This is a genomic window from Arthrobacter sp. zg-Y179 (assembly GCF_020907345.1).
Classification (GTDB): Bacteria; Actinomycetota; Actinomycetes; order Actinomycetales; family Micrococcaceae; genus Arthrobacter_B; species Arthrobacter_B jinronghuae.
Window position 1 is genome coordinate 128,039 of sequence record NZ_JAJJOB010000005.1, and the last position, 21,744, is coordinate 149,782.

At 65.9% G+C, this 21,744-nt stretch carries 20 protein-coding genes; 6 read left to right on the forward strand and 14 right to left on the reverse strand.

The features are described from left to right. Positions 1-34: 34 nt before the first annotated feature. From LOC56_RS03740 to LOC56_RS03770, 7 genes are all read right to left on the reverse strand, one after another. On the reverse strand, positions 35-1,222 hold the full coding sequence (locus LOC56_RS03740) for an acyl-CoA dehydrogenase family protein (RefSeq protein WP_229950609.1): 1,188 nt from the start codon (positions 1,220-1,222) through the stop codon (positions 35-37). Positions 1,223-1,335: 113 nt separating this feature from the next. Next, positions 1,336-2,928: an MFS transporter gene (locus LOC56_RS03745; protein ID WP_229950611.1), complete on the reverse strand. Its 1,593-nt coding sequence runs from the start codon at positions 2,926-2,928 to the stop codon at positions 1,336-1,338. 92 nt (positions 2,929-3,020) lie between these two features. Next, on the reverse strand, positions 3,021-4,391 hold the full coding sequence (locus LOC56_RS03750) for a hypothetical protein (RefSeq protein WP_229950613.1): 1,371 nt from the start codon (positions 4,389-4,391) through the stop codon (positions 3,021-3,023). Between the two features lie 35 nt (positions 4,392-4,426). Beyond that, positions 4,427-5,038, reverse strand: a complete 612-nt coding sequence (locus LOC56_RS03755; RefSeq protein ID WP_229950615.1) for an NADPH-dependent FMN reductase — start codon at positions 5,036-5,038, stop codon at positions 4,427-4,429. Between the two features lie 3 nt (positions 5,039-5,041). Then, on the reverse strand, positions 5,042-5,563 hold the full coding sequence (locus LOC56_RS03760; protein ID WP_229950617.1) for a nuclear transport factor 2 family protein: 522 nt from the start codon (positions 5,561-5,563) through the stop codon (positions 5,042-5,044). 272 nt (positions 5,564-5,835) lie between these two features. After that, a complete protein-coding gene (locus LOC56_RS03765) occupies positions 5,836-6,432 on the reverse strand; it encodes a TetR/AcrR family transcriptional regulator (protein ID WP_229950618.1) in 597 nt (198 codons plus the stop codon). 25 nt (positions 6,433-6,457) lie between these two features. Beyond that, entirely contained in the window at positions 6,458-7,156 is a 699-nt protein-coding gene (locus LOC56_RS03770; RefSeq protein WP_229950620.1) for a TetR/AcrR family transcriptional regulator, read from the reverse strand. A gap of 158 nt (positions 7,157-7,314) precedes the next feature. Here LOC56_RS03770 and LOC56_RS03775 point away from each other — a divergent pair, with 158 nt between their 5' ends. Next, positions 7,315-8,646, forward strand: a complete 1,332-nt coding sequence (locus LOC56_RS03775; RefSeq protein WP_229950621.1) for an acyl-CoA dehydrogenase family protein — start codon at positions 7,315-7,317, stop codon at positions 8,644-8,646. Positions 8,647-8,764: 118 nt separating this feature from the next. Here the strand turns inward: LOC56_RS03775 and LOC56_RS03780 are convergent, their stop codons facing one another. Genes LOC56_RS03780 through LOC56_RS03790 form a run of 3 tightly spaced genes read right to left on the reverse strand, consistent with a single transcriptional unit; the run spans position 8,765 to position 11,558 of the window. Then, positions 8,765-9,541 carry an ATP-binding cassette domain-containing protein gene (locus tag LOC56_RS03780; RefSeq protein WP_229950625.1) on the reverse strand — a complete coding sequence of 259 codons (777 nt, stop codon included), beginning with the start codon at positions 9,539-9,541 and terminating at the stop codon, positions 8,765-8,767. Beyond that, on the reverse strand, positions 9,538-10,557 hold the full coding sequence (locus LOC56_RS03785; protein ID WP_229950627.1) for an ABC transporter permease: 1,020 nt from the start codon (positions 10,555-10,557) through the stop codon (positions 9,538-9,540). Before LOC56_RS03785 ends, LOC56_RS03780 begins: the two co-directional genes overlap by 4 nt. 29 nt (positions 10,558-10,586) lie before the next feature. Further along, positions 10,587-11,558 (reverse strand): substrate-binding domain-containing protein, encoded by a 972-nt coding sequence (locus tag LOC56_RS03790; protein WP_229950629.1) that lies wholly within the window; start codon positions 11,556-11,558, stop codon positions 10,587-10,589. Positions 11,559-11,793: 235 nt separating this feature from the next. On the opposite strand from LOC56_RS03790, the gene LOC56_RS03795 reads away from it, so the two are divergent. After that, entirely contained in the window at positions 11,794-12,336 is a 543-nt protein-coding gene (locus LOC56_RS03795; protein WP_229950631.1) for a hypothetical protein, read from the forward strand. Here the strand turns inward: LOC56_RS03795 and LOC56_RS03800 are convergent. Both LOC56_RS03800 and LOC56_RS03805 read right to left on the reverse strand, forming a co-directional pair. Beyond that, positions 12,333-12,791: a DoxX family protein gene (locus LOC56_RS03800; protein ID WP_229950633.1), complete on the reverse strand. Its 459-nt coding sequence runs from the start codon at positions 12,789-12,791 to the stop codon at positions 12,333-12,335. The two genes, LOC56_RS03795 and LOC56_RS03800, sit on opposite strands and share 4 nt — an antisense overlap. A 374-nt stretch (positions 12,792-13,165) precedes the next feature. Continuing rightward, positions 13,166-14,341 carry a M20 metallopeptidase family protein gene (locus LOC56_RS03805; protein ID WP_229950635.1) on the reverse strand — a complete coding sequence of 392 codons (1,176 nt, stop codon included), beginning with the start codon at positions 14,339-14,341 and terminating at the stop codon, positions 13,166-13,168. A gap of 255 nt (positions 14,342-14,596) precedes the next feature. On the opposite strand from LOC56_RS03805, the gene LOC56_RS03810 reads away from it, so the two are divergent. From LOC56_RS03810 to LOC56_RS03825, 4 genes are all read left to right on the forward strand, one after another. Further along, positions 14,597-16,000, forward strand: a complete 1,404-nt coding sequence (locus tag LOC56_RS03810; RefSeq protein WP_229950636.1) for a sensor histidine kinase — start codon at positions 14,597-14,599, stop codon at positions 15,998-16,000. Positions 16,001-16,071: 71 nt separating this feature from the next. Next, entirely contained in the window at positions 16,072-16,818 is a 747-nt protein-coding gene (locus LOC56_RS03815) for a response regulator transcription factor (protein ID WP_229950638.1), read from the forward strand. A 107-nt stretch (positions 16,819-16,925) separates the two neighbouring features. Then, positions 16,926-17,807 (forward strand): ABC transporter ATP-binding protein, encoded by an 882-nt coding sequence (locus LOC56_RS03820; RefSeq protein WP_229950641.1) that lies wholly within the window; start codon positions 16,926-16,928, stop codon positions 17,805-17,807. Next, positions 17,804-19,033: an ABC transporter permease gene (locus LOC56_RS03825; protein WP_229950643.1), complete on the forward strand. Its 1,230-nt coding sequence runs from the start codon at positions 17,804-17,806 to the stop codon at positions 19,031-19,033. The genes LOC56_RS03820 and LOC56_RS03825 overlap by 4 nt, the downstream gene beginning before the upstream one ends. Positions 19,034-19,101: 68 nt before the next feature. On the opposite strand, the gene LOC56_RS03830 is transcribed toward LOC56_RS03825, so the two are convergent. Further along, positions 19,102-20,697 carry an acyl-CoA synthetase gene (locus tag LOC56_RS03830; protein ID WP_229950645.1) on the reverse strand — a complete coding sequence of 532 codons (1,596 nt, stop codon included), beginning with the start codon at positions 20,695-20,697 and terminating at the stop codon, positions 19,102-19,104. 4 nt (positions 20,698-20,701) lie between these two features. Further along, positions 20,702-21,715 carry an ABC transporter substrate-binding protein gene (locus LOC56_RS03835; protein ID WP_229950647.1) on the reverse strand — a complete coding sequence of 338 codons (1,014 nt, stop codon included), beginning with the start codon at positions 21,713-21,715 and terminating at the stop codon, positions 20,702-20,704. Positions 21,716-21,744: the final 29 nt, after the last annotated feature.

The following is a 21,744-nucleotide window of genomic DNA, read 5'->3' on the forward strand; positions in this document are numbered from 1 at the left end:
TTTCGTAACGGAGGGGATGGAGGGGCGACGTCGATTAAAAGAGGGGCTCGGGGAAGTCGCCGAGATCCTGCCCGAGGAGGACACCGCCGGCAACAGCGCTCATGGTCATGAAATCTGCGGACGCATGATTGCGGATGACCTGCACATCCCTGCAGATGCGCTCCAGCGGGTCACCCGTGCGGAAGATAGAGGCCCCCGACGAGCGCACCACCAGGTCCACTGCAGCAAATGCCTTGGTGCCCGCCCCGGTGAGACCCAGGTTGATCACGGCGCGATTCTCAAGGCTTGCCTCCTGCGAGCGCTCAGGCCCGTAGATGGCGGCCGTCATTTCGAGTGCGTCCCTCATCTGCAGCTCCGCGACGTGCAGCAGGTCCCACGCGTGGGCGTATGCCGACCGCACCAGCGGCTCATCCACGATTCGCTGCCCGGTCTGCATGCGGACACGCTTACCGGCATTTCCACGGAACAGCTCCAGGGCCGCATCCGCGGTGCCGAGCGCCACTGCAGCCTGGATGACAGGCAGAATGCGGTTGACGGGGTACGCAGCGAGCGGGTAACCGGGGTGCAGCGCAGCAGCCCGTTCCGAGTCTGCGGAGAACAACGCGAACTCAATCGTTCGGTGCGCGGGAACGAAGACGTCCTTTGCCTCTACATCGTTGCTCCCGGTGCCCTTCATACCGGGGACCTGCCACGTGTCGATCACCGTCACGTCCTCGATGGGCACCGCCACCGAGAGCGGCCCGGTTGGAGAAACGGCGCTGACCATCACCCATTGGGCGTGCATCACAGCGGAGGCGAAGCGCCAGCGACCGCTGACCAGGTAGCCGCCCTCGGTCGTCACCGCCGTTCCGGGAGGGGTGGCCGCCGCCGCTGCCAGCGCGTACGTGCCGCCCTGGAAGAAGTCGGCCTGCGCCTGTGCCCCATAACGAGCGAGCAGGAGATTGTGGGCCATGAGGAACGCGCCGACCCATCCGGCTGACGCGTCGCCCCGGGACAGGGTCCGGACGATGTCCACGTACTCGATGAGGTCGATCTGGGAGCCGCCCAGCGTGGCTGGGAGCATCGCGCTGAATAGGCCTGCCCTTTCGAAGTCGGAGATCGTTTCGTCCGGGAGGCGGCGAAGCTCCTCGGTCTGGGCCGCACGCTCCCTCAGCAGGGGCACCAGTGCTTCGGCATTCGACAGGAGTTCGGCAGGGAGGGGGGCGGTAAGCAGAGGGGACATAACGGGGAACCTTTTCTTGGTGATGGGACGTGGGTGATAGAGAGAGTGGTGAGATGGCTGCTCGCGTCACGAATGCCGGCGGGTGTCCGCCAGGCGGGTGACGTAACGGGGACTCAGTCAGTAGGTCGGGGCTCGACCAGCGCTTCCTCGTTATGAACGGCAGGTCCCGTCCACGGGGCGGGGAACTTCGGCAGAAGGGCGGCGCACGCTACCGCGATGACGCCCAGCACAACGAGTACGAGCATCGGCGCGGCGTAGCTTCCCGTAGCTGCCTGAAGCGCACTGAAGAGGTACGGGGACGCCGCAAGCGCAACACCCGTAACCGCGAGCGTCATGCCTTGGAGTGCTGCGAAGGACTTCATCCCGAAATACTTGGCGATCAGCGCCGGACCCAGGGCCGACTCCACGCCCGCGATGATGCCGAGCAGTCCCATAGAGAGATAGACGAGCACCAGGGAACCACCGTTACCGAGTGCGAGCAGGAGACCCAGCGGTGCGCCGAGGAGAAGCAGCGCCACGACCCACGGGCGGCGTGTGCGGTCAAGAGTGGTACCCCCGGCAAGCAGTCCAATGATTGACGTGCTGGCGAGTACCGAAAGCGAGACCGAGACGGCGGCGGGATTGACACCGGACTGGCCGAAGAAATCCACTGCGTTCTGACGCATCGCGATCGGCCCGGTCCCAGCGAGGACGAGGAAGAGGATGAGTAGAATCCACGGTCGTGTCAGAATCGCCTTCCGGAACGGCACCCCGGGAAGAGAAGCGTCGACTGCCTTGGGCAGAGAAACGTGCGCAGTGACCTTGGGCTCGGAGATGAGCCAGAGCACGGTGGGGATTCCGATGACGGCGACCGCGATGGCGGTAACGAGGTAGGTGCCGTCCCAGCCAAGCCCCGCGAAGACCCCGGCGTCGACGCTAGGCATAGGCGCACCGCCCGTGTCACCAGGCGGAACCAGACCACCGCTTCCGGAGTCTGCGGGGGGCTCGGCTCCCGCCGGCGGCTCGGCTCCCGCCGGCGGCTCGGCTCCCGCCGGCGGCTCGGCTCCCGCCGGCGGCTCGGCTCCCGCCGGCGGCTCGCCTGCCGGGGGCACCCCACCTGTCTGGGGCGCGGCGTTCCCATTAATAAGCCACTGGAACAGAGGAGATGAGATCGCTGCGATCACGCCGGACATCACGCCGACGAGGCCGAAACCAATACCACGATGCGCCGGGAACCACCCGGAGATGACTTTGAACACCACCCCCAGGCTCGCGCTGAAGCCACAGATTGCCGTGAGGGTAAGAAGCACACCGAGCAGCCATGTGGTGGTGCCGGCGACCGGAACCAAGGCCATAAAAACCGCATAGAGAATGATGGACGGCAAAGCGACCGTCCGGGCGCCGTGGCGGTCGACCCAGCGTCCGAGGAAGGGAAGGAACAATGGTCCGACGAGCAGCGGAATGCTGACGAACAGAAGTATCGCGTCCTGCGGCCGTGTACCTGTGCTCATCGCGTAGGCCGGAACAATAAAGGGGGTCATCGCAGCCAGGGCTGCAGGACTCACGGCGACCAGCAGAAGACTGCCGATCAGCGCCGCCTTGGCCCGACCCGGGGCCTTCAGGAAGTCGACGGCGTATTGTCGAAAGCTGATTTTCGCTGCGTTGTCGAGCAGGGGCACGGGCTGCGGAACGCTCGACGCCGGCACAACTGGATGATCTTTCTGCATCGGGACTCCTTGTGGTCGGTTGTCGCCGGCGTCGACCTTGACGCCTGCGCTTTCACCTGCTGGGGCACGAGGGTGAACCCCCGGGACACGACTTAGGGGCGCGGGGGTACTGCCGGAGGACGCCCGCCCTTGGGCGCAGTGACGGGCGAACTTATCGCCGCCATCATCGGAAAAGGTGCAAGACCGAACATCGCCCGGCCATTGATCTCAGCCATCGGATCGATCCGGAACGCCCCATGCGTGGCCAGGACGTGGATGTCCCGGACCGCGCGCTGGATCGGATTGGAGAGGGAAACCGCCGACGATCCCAGAGCGAGGAGGAGCCCGTCCACTGTGTGGAGGCACTGGTGGATCAGGTGGACGAGATCCATGGTGATTTCGGGTTCTTCAGACGGGAGATAGTCCTCACCTGCGAGCGCCCGCCGATCCGCCTCGTCCATGTGCCGGGCGAGAACGGCGTCCGCCGCGTTGATGGCCGCACGCGCTTTGCCTGCGACCATCTGGATCGAGGCCATTTCCGCCATTGTCGGGTAGGGCAGATTGAACGGCGGACGCTTCGCGGCCTGCGCCAGGAACGAGTCCAGTGCCCCCTGTGCGATCCCGATGGCCAAGGCGGCGAACGCGCCGCTGCTGCCGATCATCATCCCGAACGCTCCGTGCTTGAAGCCCAACCCCGAGTAGGCGCCGCGAAGTGAATCGCTCAGACGCGGAAGGTCAGCGGTGTGGACGACGCGGTAGTCGGGGACGAAGATCTCCTCGTCCGCCCGGATGCTGTTCGAGTTCGTTGCCTGAAGCCCCATGACATGCCAGTCGTCGACGATCGTGTACTGGTCCCTGGACAGGACACCCATTGCGCGTCGCCGCTCGCCGCTTGCCGGGTCGTCATACTCGAAACCAACGGAGCCCCAGGCAGCGTGCTTGCTGCCGCTGCCGAACGACCATTTGCCCTTCACCTGGTAGCCGCCGGCCACCTTGCGGCCGTCGCCGACCTTCGGAGCGAAGACGGTCGCGCCGAACACGAGCGGACCGACCCATTCGTCGATTTCCGCAAGTACTTCGTCGCGGACCTTCGCATCGAATCCAAGGATGTTCCGGGTTGCGCTCGAGACGATTACCAGCCAGGCGGCTGCCGCATCGCCCTGGCCGAGTGTCCGCACGACCTCCGCAGTGTCGCGGGCCCCGAGTGCGTAGCCGCCCAACTCTGTGGGGATCGTGATTTTGAAGGCACCGACCCGATTCACCGCCTCCAGGGTGGCAGGAGTCAGTGCGCCGAGTGCTTCCCCCTCGGCGGCCTGTTGGCGCAGCAACGGGAGGAGCCGGACAATCTCGTCCCGCATTCGGCGGCCCTCATCACTCAGGTACGGCGACTCGGGGAACTTCGCCCTGGTGGCGGAAGGCCCGTCCGGCAGGATCGGCTCTCCGTTGGGGATACCTGCCGGCGGCATTGTGCGTGATGTTGTCATCGAGGGATCCAATCTCTTCTTTGAGGCTTCCGTGATCAGGGGCGGGGTGCGACCGGACCCGACGGCAGCGTCGGGGGCGGCGGGCCTTCGGCACGGAGCGGCCCCAGCGCATGCGTCCACCGCAGCAGTTCCGTCAGCATCGGTGCGACGGCACCCTGGGCGGAAGGCGGCGGCACGAAGTCGCCTTCCTCAAAGTTCTGCATAACAAGCGGCAGTACGACGCCGTCCGGCAGCGGCATCATGCGAACAGTCGTGACGATCTGTTTCATGACCTGTACTGCGCGGAGACCTCCCGCGATGCCGCCGTAGCTGACGAAGGCGACGGGAGCATACGTCCACTCGCGCCCGAGGTAGTCGAAGGCATTCAGCAGGGCGGCCGACGGCCCGTAGTTGTACTCCGGTGAAACGAAGATGAACGCGTCCGCTTCCCTGATTTTCGCGGCCCACCGCTGCGTGTGCCCATGCTCGTAGCGTCCCAGGACAGGGTGGTGGCGTTCGTCGAGGACGGGCAGTTCATACTCCGCGATGTCGACGAGCTCTACCTCGAATCTCCCATCCGCCACCGCTCGCTCAAAGGCCCACTTTGCTATGGGTCCGGCGAGGCGGCCGGGGCGAGTGCTGCCGACAATGACCTGCAGTTTGGGCATCGGTCAGTCCCCCAGCGGATCCTGGCCGGGGACCGCTTTGCGGAAAGTGCTCCAATGCTCGGCAAGCTTGCCGTTGTGCACCCGAAAAACGGTGAGGATGTTCCAGTCGTAGGAGGCCTCCGGAATGACGGGATCGGGGACGACTTTTCGCATCATGAGGCAGGCAACCTCGCCATCGAGGATGACGCCCACCACCGGCGGCGGGATCTCACCAACGACCGGCACATGCCGGAAGTGTTCAATGAGCTTCTCGAGGCCGTTACCGGCCGCGTTCGGGTCGTGCTGGACGTAGTCTTCCGCGGCGTATCTGGTCATGACCTCGACGACCTGTTCCTGCACCTTGTCGTCGCGGACAATACGGGCCATGTCTGCTTCGAAGTCGATAAGCAGGCGCTTGACGGCGGTGCGTTCCGGCGAAGAATCGGCAGCGACCGCTGCCTTGAACTCCTCATTGTCGAGCCAGTTCTGATAAATCGCGGGATCACTGATCTCTGCGATTCCATTGATGACGGTAAATCCAGCCATGGTGCGGATCCTCTCTGCAGCTGTCGGCGTCGCGTCAGGGGCAGACACCGCATCGAAACGCCATCGTTTCGATCAGTTCGAGGGTCACGCTACTGCCACGCCACAGGGAGCGCAACCCCCCGTCACGTTCGCAGCCTGCTCCCGGCGCAGGAGATGAGGGGGTTGGCCGGTCGGCTCCGGCTGGTTTTGCCGCCGACGACCGTGTTCGGGGAGGGGTTGGCGTCGGAGCGATGTGGAGCGCATGGGCGACGTCGGGGCGGGAGCGTGAAGTGTCAGCGGTGCGAGAGCACCGGGATCAGAATCGTGTCGACGAAGCCGGCCAAATACTCGCGGTCCGGAAATGTCCCCTCCGCCAGATGTTTGGCGAGCGGCATGGATAAGAACGCATGATGGCAGTACCGCCGAACGGTCGCATCGACGGAGATCTCCCGACGCTCGACGGCGCGGTCGATGGCGCGGTCGAGCGGGGAACCCGCAGGAGCCGAGATCTGCTCACGCATCGTCTCCGCGAGTGCCTCATCGCGCATCGACGCGTGGGCGAGGGCCGCGAGGAGCGTCATTTCGGACTCAGCCACATGGGCGATCTGCTCCATGACGGCGAGCAGATCGCCGCGTAACGTGCCGGTATCCACATCGACCGGCTCCTCCAGTTGGGAGTGTGAACGGAGGGCGGCCATCACCAGGCCCGGCTTGCCGTGCCACTGGCGATAGATCGTCGCCGTGCTGCATTTGGAGCGTTTCGCCACGGCGGGCATGGCTAGGCCTTCATAACCGACCTCCTCGAGGAGGCCAAGGGTCTCGGCGAGGATCTCCGCCTCACGGTGCGGTGAGAGTCGGCTGTGCCGAGGCCGTTCAGCGGGATCACTCACCGTCACAACCTCTCTCCCGTCACTCTTAGCCCAGCGCCGGTCCCCACGGATAGTCGTAGCCGGGTTTCAGCACCAAGTCCTGTTCCCCCGCAATCGGACGCAGCCCGCGCAGGAAGACACGCACAATGTATTCGACATGGGCTTCGAGCAGCTCGTCGGAGACGTCGAAGTCTGAGATCAGTGCATCGAACTCGATGCCGGACACCGTCATCCGCAGGAGCATTGAGGCGTGCGCCTCCGGCCGATCAACTTCGAAGTTGTGCTCGGAGCCATAGTCAACGAGCAGCTGCGCGATGATGCTGATGATGTCCGAGACGTCAGGCATCGGGATGGTGTTGAACGCAGCCTGGATCTCACGGCGCCGGTTGTGCTCAGCGATCATCACGCGGAAGTACGCGATTGCCTGTGCGCCAGTGCCGGCCCTGGTCGCCGCGACCAGGGCGCCAACCAGCCGATCCTCAGCGGACCCCTCGCCTGATCCGTCGCGCTGCCGAAGCTCGCGCAACCGCTGCCCGAGCTCCATGCTTCCATGCTGCAGAACAGCTTTGAAGAGCTCGAGCTTGTCCGCGAAGTGCGCGTAGACCGTCGTCTTGGACACTCCTGCCTGAGCCGCCACCGCGTCCATGGATGTGCCGTCATACCCGTTGAGCAGCAACAGTTCAACGGCTGCATCGAGCACCGCGTCGCGCTTGCTGCGCCCGCCGCTTCGTTTGGCCCGTGGCATTCGGCTCTCCTCTGTATACGCTCCGACTCAACCCGCACACCTGCGGGTTGCCGCTCATCGCCATCCTATGCTCTGCACCGACCAGTACGGAAAGACATGCATGGACAACTTGCGCACTGATCCGTACAGTACACCCCAGCCACACAGACGGAGATGACATGACTGACACGATTCCCCAGCCACCTGACGAGCTGAGTCCGGGCCTCCCCCCGGGGCCTCCCCCTGAGCGGTCGACCCCTCTGGATGCACCGGCATCCAGGTACCTCAGCGCGGAGGGGAAGCGGCTCGCAGCCGGAGTGCGCGCCCTCCAGAACCGCATTCGGGAGCTCGCCCCCGAGGCCGAGCGCCGCGGCCGACTCAGCCCGGAGATTGTCGAGGCCTTCACCGAGCTTGGCCTCTACCGCGCCTGTGCCCCCATCGAGTACGGCGGCTCCGCTCTGGGTGCCCGCGACATCGCTGAGATTGCGCGGGCACTGGGACGAGGCGACGCCGCGGCAAACTGGACCTTCTTCGTCGGCACCAGCCTCCGTATGGTCAGCACCTTCCCCAAGCCCTTGGTAGACGAACTCTACAGCCGGCAGCAGGGCCATGTCGGCCCGCTGGCCGCCGGGGGTTCGACGTTCGCTGCCGTGACGGGCAAGGCGGTCAGAGTGGAAGGGGGATGGAACGTTGAGGGTAAGTGGACCTACGTATCGGGTAATCACGACGCCGCCTGGCTTTTCGGCGGTGCCGCATGGACGGACGGAAACCGCAGCGGCCATGCATTGTTCATGATGGACCCGGCCGACATCGAACCGGTTGATGACTGGCACGTGGCCGGCATGATGGCGTCCGACTCCAACTCCATCACCACAACCAAGCCGATGTTTGTGCCCGACCACCGCTTCATCGATATGTCAGAGCTCCCGATGCACCTGGACAGTGCAGCGGAACGGTTCACGGGTCTTGCCTACCAGGCGAAGACACGGGCATCCATGATGACCGCAACGGTATTGAACATGGCCGCCCTGGTCGGCATGGCCGAGGGCGCCCTGGAGGTGTTCCAGGAGCTCGCGCAAAAACGGAAGCCGTTCAGCCCGCCCTACGACACGATTGCCGAAATGGCATCGAGCCAGGTCGCAGCCGGTAAGGCAAAGGCGCTTCTCGGCGTTGCGGGCGCGACCGTGCTCCAGTATGCGGACGAGATCGACCATCTCGCGGTTCGCGGCGAAGACTACACCGGCGACGAGGAAGCGCAGGGCTGCACTGACCTCGCCTTCGCCGGCCAGCTGGCGAAGGACGCGATCGACCTCCTCCTGCGCATCCTGGGGTCGTCAGGCATGGCACTGTCCAACCCCCTCCAGCGTTACTCGCGCGACTCGGGCGTCATACTCTCCCACGGTGCAATGCGTCTCGAATCCCTTGCGGAGATTAGTGGTCGCCGGCTCCTCGGACAGCCCCCGTTCAAGATGTTCGCCGGTGGGCTGCAGGACAAGGGTGCGCAGAAGTAACCGGCACGGTAAACGCTGACGGTCCCGGGTGGAGCTTTCATTCCACCCGGGACCGCGCTTTCAGGGCTACAGCCGTGGAGCGGAAGCACGTCTGCCCAGCTTCCGCTCTGCGTTCAGCTCAGGACTCCAGGACACCCTCTTGGACGGAGGCGCCCGTGATCCAGCCGATGACGCTTTCCTTGTCGACTGACCCCGTCGCGGTGTCTGCCACCTTGCGCCCGCGGTTGAGGACGACGGTGCGGTCGGACACGGCGAAGGCGAGTGGAAGGTTGTGGGTGACTACGACAATCGAGGTGCCGCGCGCAGCGAGGGTCTTGATGAGCTCCTCGACGAGTTCGGTCTGCTCGTGTCCGAGCGCAGCCGTCGGCTCATCCATGAGGAGGATGCCCTGCTCGGGCAAGCGCGCGCTTGCCCGAGCAATGGCGATGACCTGGCGCTGCCCACCGGACAGCATCTCGACGGGGCGGGTCACCGGCGCCGTCCGGATGCCCAACTCGTCGAGTTCGCGCTCCGATTCACGCCGCATCGCCTTGTGGTCGAGGAACCCGAGCCACCCGAGAGGCCCACGCATGAGTTGCTCCCGGCCCAGGGTGAGGTTCCCGGCGATATCCATCGCCTCCACCAGTGCGAGGTCCTGATACACCATCTGGACACCGGCACCGGAAGCATCCCTCGGCGACTTGAAATCCACCGGGCGCCCGTGCACGAGGATCTGCCCCGAACTGGGGCTGTGCGCACCCGACATGACTTTCAGCAGCGTCGACTTGCCGGCACCGTTGTCGCCCAACAGCGCGACTACCTCACCTGAATGGACGGTCAGGGACACTCCCTCCAGGGCGCGGGCATATCCGTAGTGGACCGAGATGTCCTTCAGTTCCAATGCGGCGTCACTCATCGTGTTCCTCTTTTCGCGCCGTCGTCGCCACTGGCGAGAAGGAGCTTTGACGTTGTGTTTGTCGTCCACATGTTGAGGCCGAGACCGCCGACCAGCAGCACGCCCGTCACCACCGAAGACCAGTCCGCCGGCACCTTCGCCAGCAACAGTCCGGCAGATATCGTCGCTACCACAATCACGCCGAGACCGACCCTGGGGAGGCTCCCCCGCCCGCCGACGAACGGCACACCGGCAAGCGCAACAGCTGTCATTGCGGTGAAGACGGTGCCCACGCTGGCGCTCGGGACCGCGGTCGTGATGTAGGCCGCTGTCACGATTCCTCCGAGGGCTGCGCACAGACCCGAGATCGCGAAGCCGAGGATGCGGTACCAGTTAACCGCGATGCCGACGCGGCGGGCGGCCTCGGCGCTGCCGCCGACGGCCAGCAGACGTGTCCCCCCGCGGGTGAACTTGAGGAACACAGTGAGGATAATGAAGAGGACCACCGCGATGTACACCGGTGCGGGAATGCCGAAGTATGTCCGCGTTCCCATGAACACCAGCTGGGTGAGCCCCGAGATGTTGTAACTGCCGGCGATCAGGAGCGAGGCACCACTGAGCACACTGAGCATGGCGATGGTGACGATCAGGGGATTGAACCCCCGGAGTACGACCGCGGCGTTGACAAGACCCACGACGAGTCCCACCAGCAAGCCGCACATGATCGCCGCCCCCACCGGCAGCCCTTCCTGAAGGAGGCGCCCGGTGACGACCCCGGCCAGTGCAGCTGTGCCAGGCACCGAGAGGTCCAGCACTCCCGTCATGATCCCCACAGCGACACCCGCGGCGAAGATGCTCGCGATCGCTGCCGCGTTCAGTACCGAGATGGCGGTGGGCAGGGTGAGGAAGTACGGTGCCCCCCAGAACGCGAAGACGGCGATGATCGCGAGGAAGAGTGCCAGGAGACCCTGGTCACGAATCAGGAGCAGCCCCCGGATCTTCCACGGCAGGGCGTTGTTCGGTGAGAGCTGACTCACCGTGTCGGCCCGGGTAACCAGCGCCATATTCAGTTACCGCCCGTAGCCTTAACCGGAGTCTCGATGATCCCGCCCTGGGATGTGGGGTCAGAGATCAGGCGAATGAGGTCTGCTCCGGCCTCGTCAACGGCGCTGGAGTAGTCCCAGCTGACGACAGCCGTGATGTCTCCGGCCTCCTGCGCGGCCACGGCCCCGTCACCGCCGCCGCCGGCCACGATGCAGGCCGGAGTCTTGTTGGCAGCCTTGAAGGCACCCGCCGCACCGAGCGCGGTCTCGTCGCTCGCCGCAATGATGACGTTCGCATCGGGGTTGGCGATGAGGAGCTGCGAGACGGTGGTCTGTGCACTCGAAATGTCCGCAGCCTCGCCGGTCGCGACGATGGGGACGTCCGGGGCTCCGGCCGCAAAGGAATTCTCGATGGCACCGATGACCTGCTCTGTGCCGCCGGCGGCATCAGGCGGCATCAGGAACAGCGCCTCGCGCCCTTCGCCGTCAACGGCGCACTTCGCTGCGGTGTCGCCGATCATCGTCCCGTACTTCATGAAGTCCGGCTCGTCGAACGCAATTCCCGGCTGAGGTCCCTCCAATCCGACCGACATGGGCGGACCCTCCACAACCACGGGAATCTTCGCCGCCTGCAGCGCCGCGAGGCTCTGAGCGGCGGTCTCAGGCGCCACGGGCATGATCCACGCCCCCACGATGCTGCGCGTGTCAATTGCCTGCTGGATCTGCTGGGCCTGCTTCACCGCGTCGAAGCCCGCGTCCTGGATGGTGACGGTGTACCCCTCACCCTCGAAGTACTCGACCACGCCGTCGGCTAGCGCCGCGACGACGTCGATCTGGGAGGACGGAGTGAAGAAAGCAATCTCTCCCTTCGACTCAGCGCCGGCGGAACCGGCGGGCTCGGCAGCCGCTTCCTCGGATGCGGCGCATCCGGGAAGGGTCAACAGGCTGACCGCGAGCGCGGTGCCTGCGATTGTGAGGGCGCGAGCATTCTTCATTGAATCTCCTTGTGCACAGGGGCAGCATTGCCTGCGAAAGACACCAGACATTATCGGTTTCTGCACTGTACCGACCAGTAGCCTAATGCGCAATACCCCCCACCCGGCGTCGGAGGTACAGCTATTGGGGCTCAGCGATCTCCGGTAGACAGATAACGGGGTTAGGGAGCCGGCCGAATCCCACATGCCGATCCCGGCCACACCACACCGCGTCCATCCCCTAGACTCACCGTCCATGGACCTATCGCACTTGCTGGCGTACATCGTCGGCGGCATCGCCTTTGTAGCCGTTGGACCGGTCATGCTGATTATGGGTATTCGTGCCTACAGGGGCCGCTGGAAGTCGTGGCTGACCTTCACAGCTAAATCGACGGCAAAGCATTCCCGGCTGGGTTTCGTTTTCTTCTGGGGTGGAATGGCATTCACGGCAATTATTCCCGCACTGGCTTCGGACGGCTCAGCGATCCCCGATGCAGCTCGTGCAGCCATACATGGGTTTTTTGCGGTCTGCATAAGCATCGCAATGATGCATCAGTTCTTCCTGCCGAAATTCCTCCGCCCCCTGCTGCTGCCGCACTGGTACCGGGAGTGGGAAGCTGCCCAATTCGAGCGCGAGGCGCAGGAGACAGAGCTGCGCCGTGCCAGACGCAAACGCCTCCGGAAGCTGCCCCGGGCTGAAAGACGCCGGGTTCGGCTCCAGGAAATGGGCGCGGCTGAACCGCTGATCGTCGTCGAGGTTGATCAGAAGGTCATCAGGGAAAAAACCTGGCGTTACTAGCCCTTCAGCCCGTCCCGCAGCGCCTTCCACGCACCGGTGGACCAGAGTGCCCACAGCACCAGGGGCGGCTGGAAGAACAACCGCACCAGGCGGGCCCGGTCCGAATCCAGGCCGAACGCGTCCGTGTGGGTGACGTACTGGGAAATGTTGCCCGGGAAGATCGCAATGAAGAACGCAGCGGCGGCCAGGCCTACCGGCACGCGGCGTTTCCGCAGCAGGATCAAGGCCGCGCCCAGGCTGATTTCGGCCACGCCGGAGAGCAGCACCACGGCGTCCTCGTTCAGCGGGACCCAGTCCGGCACCTGCGCCTGGAATTCCTGCCGGGCGAAGGTCAGGTGCGAGGTCCCGGCGAAGGCCAGGAACGTCCCAAGTCCGACGGCGCCGATGCGGCGCGGTTTCGACGTCGGCGGCGCGGGGCGGGCGGCAAGGGAAAGGACCTTCTTCAGGGCGGACATGGTCCCGACGCTAACACCCCTGCCCCGCGCCCGCAGGACTTCGTGGACAGTTGCCCAACCTAGCGCCCGTACCGGACCGGCGGCTTTTGGTGCCGCAGCGGAGCCGGGACGGGCTTCGGTCGGGGCCGGTCGGGGCCGGTCGGGGCCGGCGGCGGACAGAAGATCCCACCAGGTGGTGCAGTTGTGGCAGACGGTGTCCCACGAGGCAACAGCAGCACCACCCCGTGGGATGCTGTGCTGGCGCTGCGGTGACTCCAGCCTGCACAACTCATCAACTGAGCAGTTAATGGGGTTATGGCGGACCGATAAGCCCGTTATCTGCTCAACAGATCCGGGAATCCCGTACCCGCAGGAGCAGGGCGCGGAACGGCCGCCTAGGTGAGCCGGTTGTAGGCCAGCTGCGCCAGGGCGGCGGCCTGGTCCCCCAGCACCGAGTCGTCAAAGACCACCCGCGGGGAATGGTTCCAGGCGGCGGTGACCGGATTGACCGACGGCGGCGTTGCACCGAGGAAGATGAAGGTGCCGGGGACCTCGTTGAGCACCAGCGAAAAGTCCTCCGATCCCATCAGCGGATCGCGGGATTCCAACACCCGGTCCTCGCCGAAGATCTGCCGCAGCCCGGTGACGGCTTCCCGGGTTCGGTCGGGATCGTTGCAGGTGACGGGGTAGCGGATGGTGAAGTCCACCTCCGCGCTGCAGCCGTGCGCGGCGGCGATGCCCTCGGCGAGCGCCTTGGATTCCACGATCACCCGGTCCAGCGATTCCTCCGAAAGGGTGCGGACCGAGGCGCCGAGGCTCGCGGTATCCGGAATGACGTTGATCGCTTCCCCTGCGGAAAGCTGGGTCACGGTAAGCACGATCGGGTCGAAGGCGGAGAACCGGCGGGTGGCCATGGTCTGCAGCGCCGTGGCGATTTCGGTGAGGGCGGGTACCGGATCGATGGCGGTCTGCGGCTGCGAGCTGTGCCCACCGGATCCCTTCACGGTGATCCGCAGTTCGTTCGCGCCGGCCATCAGCGTGCCGGGCTTGGTGCGGAAGACTCCCAGCGGGCCCGGCCGGACGTGGATGCCGTAGGCGGCTACGGGACGTTCCCCTGCGGCGTCGAGCACTCCCTCGTCAATCATCAGGCTCGCACCGTCGTGGCCCTCCTCCCCCGGCTGGAACATAAAGATCACGTTGCCGGAGAGGTCCTGCTGCTGGGCGCTGAGCAGGCGGGCGGCCCCGACCAAGCCGGCGACGTGCAGGTCATGGCCACAGGCGTGCATGGCGCCGTTGGTGGAGGCATAGTCCAGATCGGTCAGCTCACTCACCGGCAGCGCGTCCATATCGCCGCGCAGCAGGACGGTGGGCCCGGGCTCGGCACCGCGGAGCACGGCGACCACGGAGGAGGTCTTCACACCCAAGGTGATTTCCAGGTCCAGCCCCTCAAGGGCGGCGAGAACCTTTTCCTGGGTGCGGGGCAGGTTGATTCCGGTCTCCGGATCCCGGTGCAGCTCCCGCCGCAGGGCCACCAGTTCAGGCAGGATCGCCTGTGCTTCCTGTACAAACATGCTTCGAGTCCCGTCATCTACGCTGATGGCCGGCAGCCGTTCGGGCTGCCGCTACCTACGCAGTAAATCACTCCTTTCGCCCCAGCACAGCGGGCACGGCCCCAACCGCACCGGTTCCGGCCCGACGACGGCGGCTGGCGGGGTCATCACTGACCCCGCGGAAGAGCCGCTCCTGGCGAGGGGGCTGCTCATCCCCCGGTCGTTCATCCCTGCGGCGGAGCCCCCGCCGGCGGTGCGGCTCCTAGACTGGGCACCATGATCGAGACCATGGCCTTCGACACGGCCGACGCCGGATCGGAACAGCACGCACGGACCCGGCCCGGCTGGCTCGCCCGCCTCCCCTGGCGAACCGGGGAGGACTGGGAACGCCCGGGGCCCACCCGCGCCCAGCAGCGCCACGACGTCGTCGGAACCCTGGTCGTGTTGCTGGTCTCCGCGCTCGTTATGGAGGTGAGCCGCGGAATCGGCGCCCTGGCCGGGGAAACCGGGCCCATCTGGTTCCAGCACCTGGCGCTGGCTTTGATTATCCTGCCCTTGGTGGTGCGCCGCCGTTACCCGGTGGCCGTCATGCTGGCCTGCAGCGCCGTGTTCCTCGGACTGGGGCTGCTGGTGCCCATGGTCGCCACGCAGACGAGCTTCCAGGCCGCCTATTTCGCCTCGCTCTACACCGCCGTGGCCTGGGCGAAGGACCGCAGGATGCTCTGGCTCGGCACCACCGTGGTCATTGCCGTGATGGCATTGTGGATCATCCTTTCCTTCACCGTCTCCTCCACCTACGACGGCATGCTGGAACGGATCATGGAGGGCGATGACACCTACCGCGGTTTGCTGCCGCCGCTGGCATCCCTGGCGCTCTACAACTTCGCCATCAACGCCGCCTTCTTCGGCGGAGCCATCATGTTCGGCATGAGCGCCTGGCGCAGTGCGCACCAGCGCGAGCTGCTGGTCAAACAGTCCGCCCAGCTGGAAATCCAGGCGACGGAACTGGCGCGGCAGGCGGTGCTGGATGAGCGGCTGCGCATCGCCCGGGAACTGCACGACGTCGTCGCGCACCACATCGCGGTGATCGGCGTCCAGGCGGGCGCGGCCCGGCGGGTGCTGGAGAAGAAACCCGAGGCCACCGCGGGTGCCCTGCAGACCATCGAAGCCTCCTCACGCGAAGCAGTGGAACAGATGCGTTCCCTGCTGGGCGTACTGCGCGCGGGCGAGGAACCGGGGGCAGAGTCCGACGGCGGTGCGCGGCGCACCCCCGAGCCCGGTATGGCGGACCTCCCGGCACTGGTGGCAGAGCACGAGCAGCTGGGCCTGTCCGTGTCGTATCACCGGTCCGAGCATGTGCCCGGCGCGCTGGACCGGGTCCCCGCACCGCTGGGCCTCTCGATTTACCGCACCGTCCAGGAGTCCCTCGCCAACGTCCGCCGTCACTCCACCGCGGGCTCCGCCGTCGTCGCCCTCCGCACGGGCACAACAGGGACCGGCAACAGCTGGGTGGAGGTGGAGACCGTGGACAACGGCAGGCCGCGCACGGGCAGCACCGCCGGCTCCGGCTTCGGCATCCGCGGTATCCGGGAACGGGCCGACCTGCACGGCGGCATCACCGAAATCGGACCGCGGTCCGGCGGCGGCTGGCGCGTCCGGGTCCGGTTTCCGCTGCACTGACCGCTACCGTGGTTGCCGAAGGCCGCATGCTGCGGCCGGCAGAACTCCTTCGAAAGGGTGAAGCGTAAGTAATGGAACCAATCCGGGTCCTGCTGGCTGATGACCAGGCCCTGCTGCGGGCGGGCTTTGCCATGATGCTCTCAGTGGAGGACGAAATCGAGGTGATGGGCCAGGCCGCCAACGGCGCCGAAGCCGTGGACTTCGCCGCGGCACACCCCGTGGACATCATCCTCATGGACGTGCAGATGCCGGTCCTGGACGGGATCCGGGCCACCGAGCAGGTGGTGCGGGCCGGCACCGCGAAGGTCATCATCCTCACCACCTTTGAACGCGACGACTACCTTTTTGATGCCATCAGCGCCGGTGCCAGCGGCTTCCTGCTGAAGAACTCCGACCCGGACGACCTGGTGGCAGCGGTCCACGCCGTCGCCGGCGGCCACGCCCTGCTGGCACCGGAAATGACGGTGCGGGTCATCGAACGCTTTGCCCGGCAGCTGCACGCAGAGGCTGCCGGCGCGGCTGCTCACCCATCCGCAGCCCCGGCCGCCGCCGTCGGGACCCGTCCGCCGGCGGGGTCCGCTCAGCAGCAGAAACTGCTGGACTCGCTGACTTCCCGCGAGCGCGAAGTGCTCGTGAACGTTGCCGCAGGCCGGAGCAACGCCGAGATCGCGGCGGGGATGTTCGTAGCGGAGGCGACCGTCAAGACCCATGTCTCCAACCTGCTCGGCAAGATCCAGGTCCGGGACCGGGTGCAGGCAGTGGTGTTCGCCTATGAGTCCGGCCTCATCCTCCCGGGGGACAAGCCGGCCGCCGGCTGACCCGTAAAGGTTCCATCCCGCGGCCGATCCGCCGTGCTGCTCTTCTGCCTAAGCTCGAAGCAGAAGTTCATCACTAGGCCCGGCTTCTTCCGGGGAAGGAGCAGCACATGCTGCAGGTCCGCAATCTCACCCGACGCTTCGGGGACAAAACCGCCGTCGACGACGTCACGTTCGACATTCCGTCCGGCCGCATGACCGGCTTCGTCGGCGCGAACGGCGCCGGCAAAACCACCACCATGCGCATGATCATGGGCGTCCTGACCGCCACGGCCGGCGAAGTGCTGCTGGACGGTTCCCCCGTAACCGCCGCGCAGCGCGCACAGTTCGGATACATGCCCGAAGAGCGCGGCCTCTACCCCAAGCAGCCGATCATCGACCAGCTGGTCTACCTCGGCCAGCTGCACCGGATGAGCCAGTCCTCGGCCCGGCGCGAGGCAATGGAGCTGCTGGACCGGTTTAGTCTGGCGGACCGGAGCAAGGACAAGCTCGAATCGCTCTCCCTGGGCAACCAGCAGCGCGTGCAGATCGCCGCCTCGCTGCTGCACCGGCCCACCGCCCTGATCCTGGATGAGCCGTTCTCCGGGCTGGACCCCATCGCCGTCGACTCCATGGTGGAGCTGCTGCGCGAACGGACCGCCGCCGGTGTCCCGGTACTGTTCTCCAGCCACCAGCTGGACCTGGTGGACCGGCTCTGCGACAACCTGGTGGTCCTGCAGGGCGGGCGCCTCATGGCTGCCGGCAGCGGCGACGAACTGCGTGCCACGGCGCCCCGCCGCCACCGCATCACGGTCTCCCCCGACGCCGGCTGGCTGCGCGAGGAAACCGGACTCACCGTCATCGACGTCGCCGGCCCCTCCGCACTCGTGGAGTTCGACGACGACGCGCACGCCCAGCGCACCCTGGCCGCCGCCCTCTCCCGCGGCACGGTGCAGGAATTCGCCCCCATCCGCCCGTCCCTGAGCGACATCTACCGTGAGGTGACAGCATGAGCACCGAAACCCGCACTCCCGTAGCCAAACCCGGGCAGGCCAGCGACGCCCCGGATACCACGCCGGCCTGGGCAATCGTGACGCTGCGCGAAGTCATGGTCAAGATGCGTGACCGCACCTACCTGCTCTCCACGCTGGTGACCCTGGTGCTCATCGTGGGCAGCATCCTGTTCAACGCCTATATGTCCTCCCGCGGTTCGGACCACACGGTGGCTGTGGCAGATACCGCTGCCACGGAGATCATCACTGCCGCCGATGCCGCCGGCCAGGCGGGAGACGGGAACACCACCTTCGAAGCCGTAACGGCAGACTCCCCCGAAGCCGCCCTGCAGCTGGTCCGCGATGAAGAAGCCGACGCGGCCCTGATTCAGGACGATGACGGCAGCTGGACCCTGACCGGGAAGGACGAAATCGGTTCCGGGATCCGCGGACCTGTCTCCGAGGCCCTGACCAGCTACGTCATCAGTGCCAACGCTGCTGCGGCCGGCACCACCGCAGCAGAGCTGACCGCCGGCAGCGAGCTCGAAGAAGCGCTGCTGGAAGGCGACGCCGAGCAGGCCGGAATCGCGGCCGCCGTCGGCTTCGCGTTCAGCTTCCTCTTCTACATGGCCGCGATCATCTTCGGTCTGGCGATCGCGACCTCCGTACTGGAGGAGAAGCAGAACCGGGTGGTGGAAATCCTCGCCACCGCCATCCCCATCCGCCAGCTCCTCTACGGCAAGGTGATCGGCAACACCGTCCTGGCCGTGGTGCAGCTGGCACTCTACGGCGGGGCGGCCCTCCTGGCGCTGAACCTCACCGGTACCGCGGACATGGTCGGATCCATCATTCCGATTTCGGGCTGGTTCCTGGTCTTCTTCCTGATCGGGTTCCTGATCCTGGCCGCCTTCTGGGCGATGCTCGGCTCCATGGCCAGCCGTTCGGAGGACCTGAACAGCAGCTCCACTCCGGTCATGGCCCTCATCTTCGCCGCCCTGTTTGCCGGCATGTTCGCCAAGGGTCAGCTGCTGGTCATCGCCTCGTTTGTGCCGGTGATTTCCTCGGTGGCCATGCCCATCCGGATGCTCAGCTCGGAGGTGCCGCTCTGGCAGACCTTCGCCTCGCTGGCCATCGCGCTGGCCGCGGCCTACGTCCTGCTGAACTTCGCCGCCAAGATTTACCGGCGGGCCGTGCTGCAGAGCGGAGGCTCGCTGACGCTGCGCAAGGCCATGAAGCTGGAGCAGTAGCCCCGGCGGGAGAATCGCAGAGGCAGGCGGGGAGCATCGGCTCCCCGCCTGTTTCATTTGGGCTGCAGTCAGTCCGGGTATTGCCGGCGCAGCTCGGCCTTGCGGATCTTTCCGCTCGCGGTTCGGGGAAAGTCCTCCACCATCGTCACGGTGCGCGGCACCTTGTACCGGGCCAGGCGGCCGAAGAGGTGTTCCTGCACTTCATCGGCCGTCAGCGTGTATCCCTCCCGCAGGCTGATGACGGCGCGGGGAACTTCACCCCATCTGCTGTCCGGCACCCCGATCACGGCAACGGCTGCCACGGCTTCCAGCTCCGCAATAACCTGCTCGACCTCGGCCGGATAAATGTTTTCCCCGCCGGAAATGATCATGTCCTTCAGCCGGTCGGAAATGAACAGGTATCCGTCGTCGTCGAAATAGCCCATGTCCCCCGACCGGAACCAGGAGTCCTCCGCATAGGCTTCCGCAGTGGCGTCGGGCCGGTTCCAATAGGAGCGGATAACGTTGGGGCCGGAAATCTGGATTTCCCCCACCTCACCCGCAGGGAGCACTCCGCCGTCCGGGCCCGTGATCCGCACGTCGGTGAAGAAGTGCGGCAATCCGGCGGAACCGGCCTTTTCCCTGGACCGGGCGGCCGGAAGCGCCGTGGCGCCCGGAGCCGTTTCGGTCATTCCGTAGCCGTTGGAGAAGGACAACCCGCGGGCTTCATAGGCTTCCAGGACCCGCAGGGGCACTGCGGATCCGCCGCAGGTGATGGTGGTCAGCGAGCTGATGTCCCGCTTGTCCCAGTCCGGATGTTCGCACAGCATCTGGTACGTGGTGGGCACGCCGCTGATGTAGGTAGCGCCATACTGTTCAATCGCGGCAAGCGTGCGGCCCGGTTCGAACCTGGTTTCCAGCACCACCGTTCCGCCCTTGAGGAGCACCGGCAGCACGCCCATGTCCAGGGAGGCGACGTGGAACATCGGGGAGATCATCAGTGCAACCTCCGTCCCGGACACGTCATAGTCCACCAGCACGTTGTAGCAGTTCCAGGCCAGGTTGGCGTGGGACAGCAGGGCGCCTTTGGGCCGGCCGGTGGTGCCGGAGGTGTAGAGGATCATCGCCCCGTCGTCTCCCCCGACCGGCAGGTCCAGCCGGTCCGGAGATGCCCCGGCGATCACGGCGTCGAAGTCGGACACGTTTGCTCCGCCCGACCCGCCCGACCCGGCCGCCTCGTCCGCTGCCGGACCGCCGGCCGGGGCGGGACCGTCAGCCGGCGCGGCGCCGTCGGCCACCTCCAGCCGAACCGTCACCGAGGTGCCGGCTGACCCCAGCTGCGCCAGCCGGGCGAGCGCACCGGTGTACACCAGCACCGAGCTGCCCGAATCCTGCAGCGCAAACTGAATTTCGGGCGGCGCCAGGCGGGTGTTCAACGGAACAAAGACGGCACCCAGCGTTCCGGCGGCGAAAAACGTCTCCAGGAATGCGGGATGGTTGTCCCCGAGGAACGCCACCCGGGACCCGTGGCCCACACCGGAGGCACGCAGTGCCTGTGCCAGCCGGTTGATCCGCTCGTCCAACTCCGTGTAGCTGATGCCCCGGCCCTGGAAGACGAGTGCCGTCCGGCCGGCGGACTTCAGGCGCCGGCGGTGTATCCACGATCCCAGCCCCTGATTCTCCATGGCGCTACTGCACCGTCATGGCATCGACGTCCGGTTCCTTTGCCACGAACTCGTACTTCAGCATGAGTGCGCCCAGGTCATCCAGCTCGTCGCTTCGGAGTTCGCCGTCGAACTCCTCCATCTTCAGGTTCTCGGCGACTGCCGCGTCCATCCCCATGAACGTCGGAAGGGTGGCGCGGACGTCGTCGACGTTGGCCTGCGCCTGGGTGAGCGTTTCGGTGACGGCCTCCTTGAAGGCCGTGACGGTGTCCTCGTTTTCCTCCGCATACCGGCCGGAGGTAAACGTGACCATCGTAGGCATCCCGGCGACCGCTTCCTGGTTCGGATAGCCCACCAGGACGTAGTCGGGATTGGCCAGGGCGCGGCTCAGGAAAGGCTCGGGCAGCCAGACCGCGTCCGTATTGCCTCGCTCGAGCGCGGCCTCCATATCCTGGAACGGCAGCTCGTTGAAGTTGAGCTGCTCCGGATCGGCGCCGGCCAGGGCGGCGCTTTCCATGATGGTCAGATCGCCCTGGGTATTGACCGCGTTGACGGTGGTGGTTTTGCCTTCCAGATCGGCGAAGGACGTGATCCCGGAGTCCGCGCGCGCCACCACACCGTTGATGTCATCGCCTTCGGCGAGGGAATTGGAGTACCCGGACACGATCTTCATATCCAGGCCCTTGTCCTTGGCCACCATGACCGACAGCGGGTTACCCACGGCAAAATGGATGTCGCCAGTGGAGACCGCCGGCAGCATGGCTGCCCCGCCGGTGCCGCGCTGGAGCTCGATCTCCAGCCCGTGCTTCTCGAAAATGCCTTCATCGATGCCGTACTGCATGGCCGAGGACGGTGCGATGGACAACACCCCCACCACTACCTGCTGAAGTTCACCGCTGCCGGAACTTTCGCTGCCCGACGGCGACGACCCGGCGTCGGATCCGGCGGTCGAACCGCCGGAGCAACCCGTCAGTGCCAGTGCCAGCAGAACTCCGCCTGCCGCAGCAGTGGACAGTTTCCTGGTGATCGTGTTCCTCATGACCTACCTCTTCATTGTGGTGGTAAGAG

Coding starts and splice junctions, on each gene's coding strand:
- LOC56_RS03830 (WP_229950645.1), bottom strand. CDS start 20,697: ATGGAGAATCAGGGGCTGGGATCGTGGATACACCGCCGGCGCCTGAAG.
- LOC56_RS03805 (WP_229950635.1), bottom strand. CDS start 14,341: ATGTTTGTACAGGAAGCACAGGCGATCCTGCCTGAACTGGTGGCCCTG.
- LOC56_RS03835 (WP_229950647.1), bottom strand. CDS start 21,715: ATGAGGAACACGATCACCAGGAAACTGTCCACTGCTGCGGCAGGCGGA.
- LOC56_RS03795 (WP_229950631.1), top strand. CDS start 11,794: ATGGACCTATCGCACTTGCTGGCGTACATCGTCGGCGGCATCGCCTTT.
- LOC56_RS03790 (WP_229950629.1), bottom strand. CDS start 11,558: ATGAAGAATGCTCGCGCCCTCACAATCGCAGGCACCGCGCTCGCGGTC.
- LOC56_RS03775 (WP_229950621.1), top strand. CDS start 7,315: ATGACTGACACGATTCCCCAGCCACCTGACGAGCTGAGTCCGGGCCTC.
- LOC56_RS03745 (WP_229950611.1), bottom strand. CDS start 2,928: ATGCAGAAAGATCATCCAGTTGTGCCGGCGTCGAGCGTTCCGCAGCCC.
- LOC56_RS03800 (WP_229950633.1), bottom strand. CDS start 12,791: ATGTCCGCCCTGAAGAAGGTCCTTTCCCTTGCCGCCCGCCCCGCGCCG.
- LOC56_RS03780 (WP_229950625.1), bottom strand. CDS start 9,541: ATGAGTGACGCCGCATTGGAACTGAAGGACATCTCGGTCCACTACGGA.
- LOC56_RS03815 (WP_229950638.1), top strand. CDS start 16,072: ATGGAACCAATCCGGGTCCTGCTGGCTGATGACCAGGCCCTGCTGCGG.
- LOC56_RS03810 (WP_229950636.1), top strand. CDS start 14,597: ATGATCGAGACCATGGCCTTCGACACGGCCGACGCCGGATCGGAACAG.
- LOC56_RS03750 (WP_229950613.1), bottom strand. CDS start 4,391: ATGACAACATCACGCACAATGCCGCCGGCAGGTATCCCCAACGGAGAG.
- LOC56_RS03760 (WP_229950617.1), bottom strand. CDS start 5,563: ATGGCTGGATTTACCGTCATCAATGGAATCGCAGAGATCAGTGATCCC.
- LOC56_RS03825 (WP_229950643.1), top strand. CDS start 17,804: ATGAGCACCGAAACCCGCACTCCCGTAGCCAAACCCGGGCAGGCCAGC.
- LOC56_RS03770 (WP_229950620.1), bottom strand. CDS start 7,156: ATGCCACGGGCCAAACGAAGCGGCGGGCGCAGCAAGCGCGACGCGGTG.
- LOC56_RS03755 (WP_229950615.1), bottom strand. CDS start 5,038: ATGCCCAAACTGCAGGTCATTGTCGGCAGCACTCGCCCCGGCCGCCTC.
- LOC56_RS03820 (WP_229950641.1), top strand. CDS start 16,926: ATGCTGCAGGTCCGCAATCTCACCCGACGCTTCGGGGACAAAACCGCC.
- LOC56_RS03740 (WP_229950609.1), bottom strand. CDS start 1,222: ATGTCCCCTCTGCTTACCGCCCCCCTCCCTGCCGAACTCCTGTCGAAT.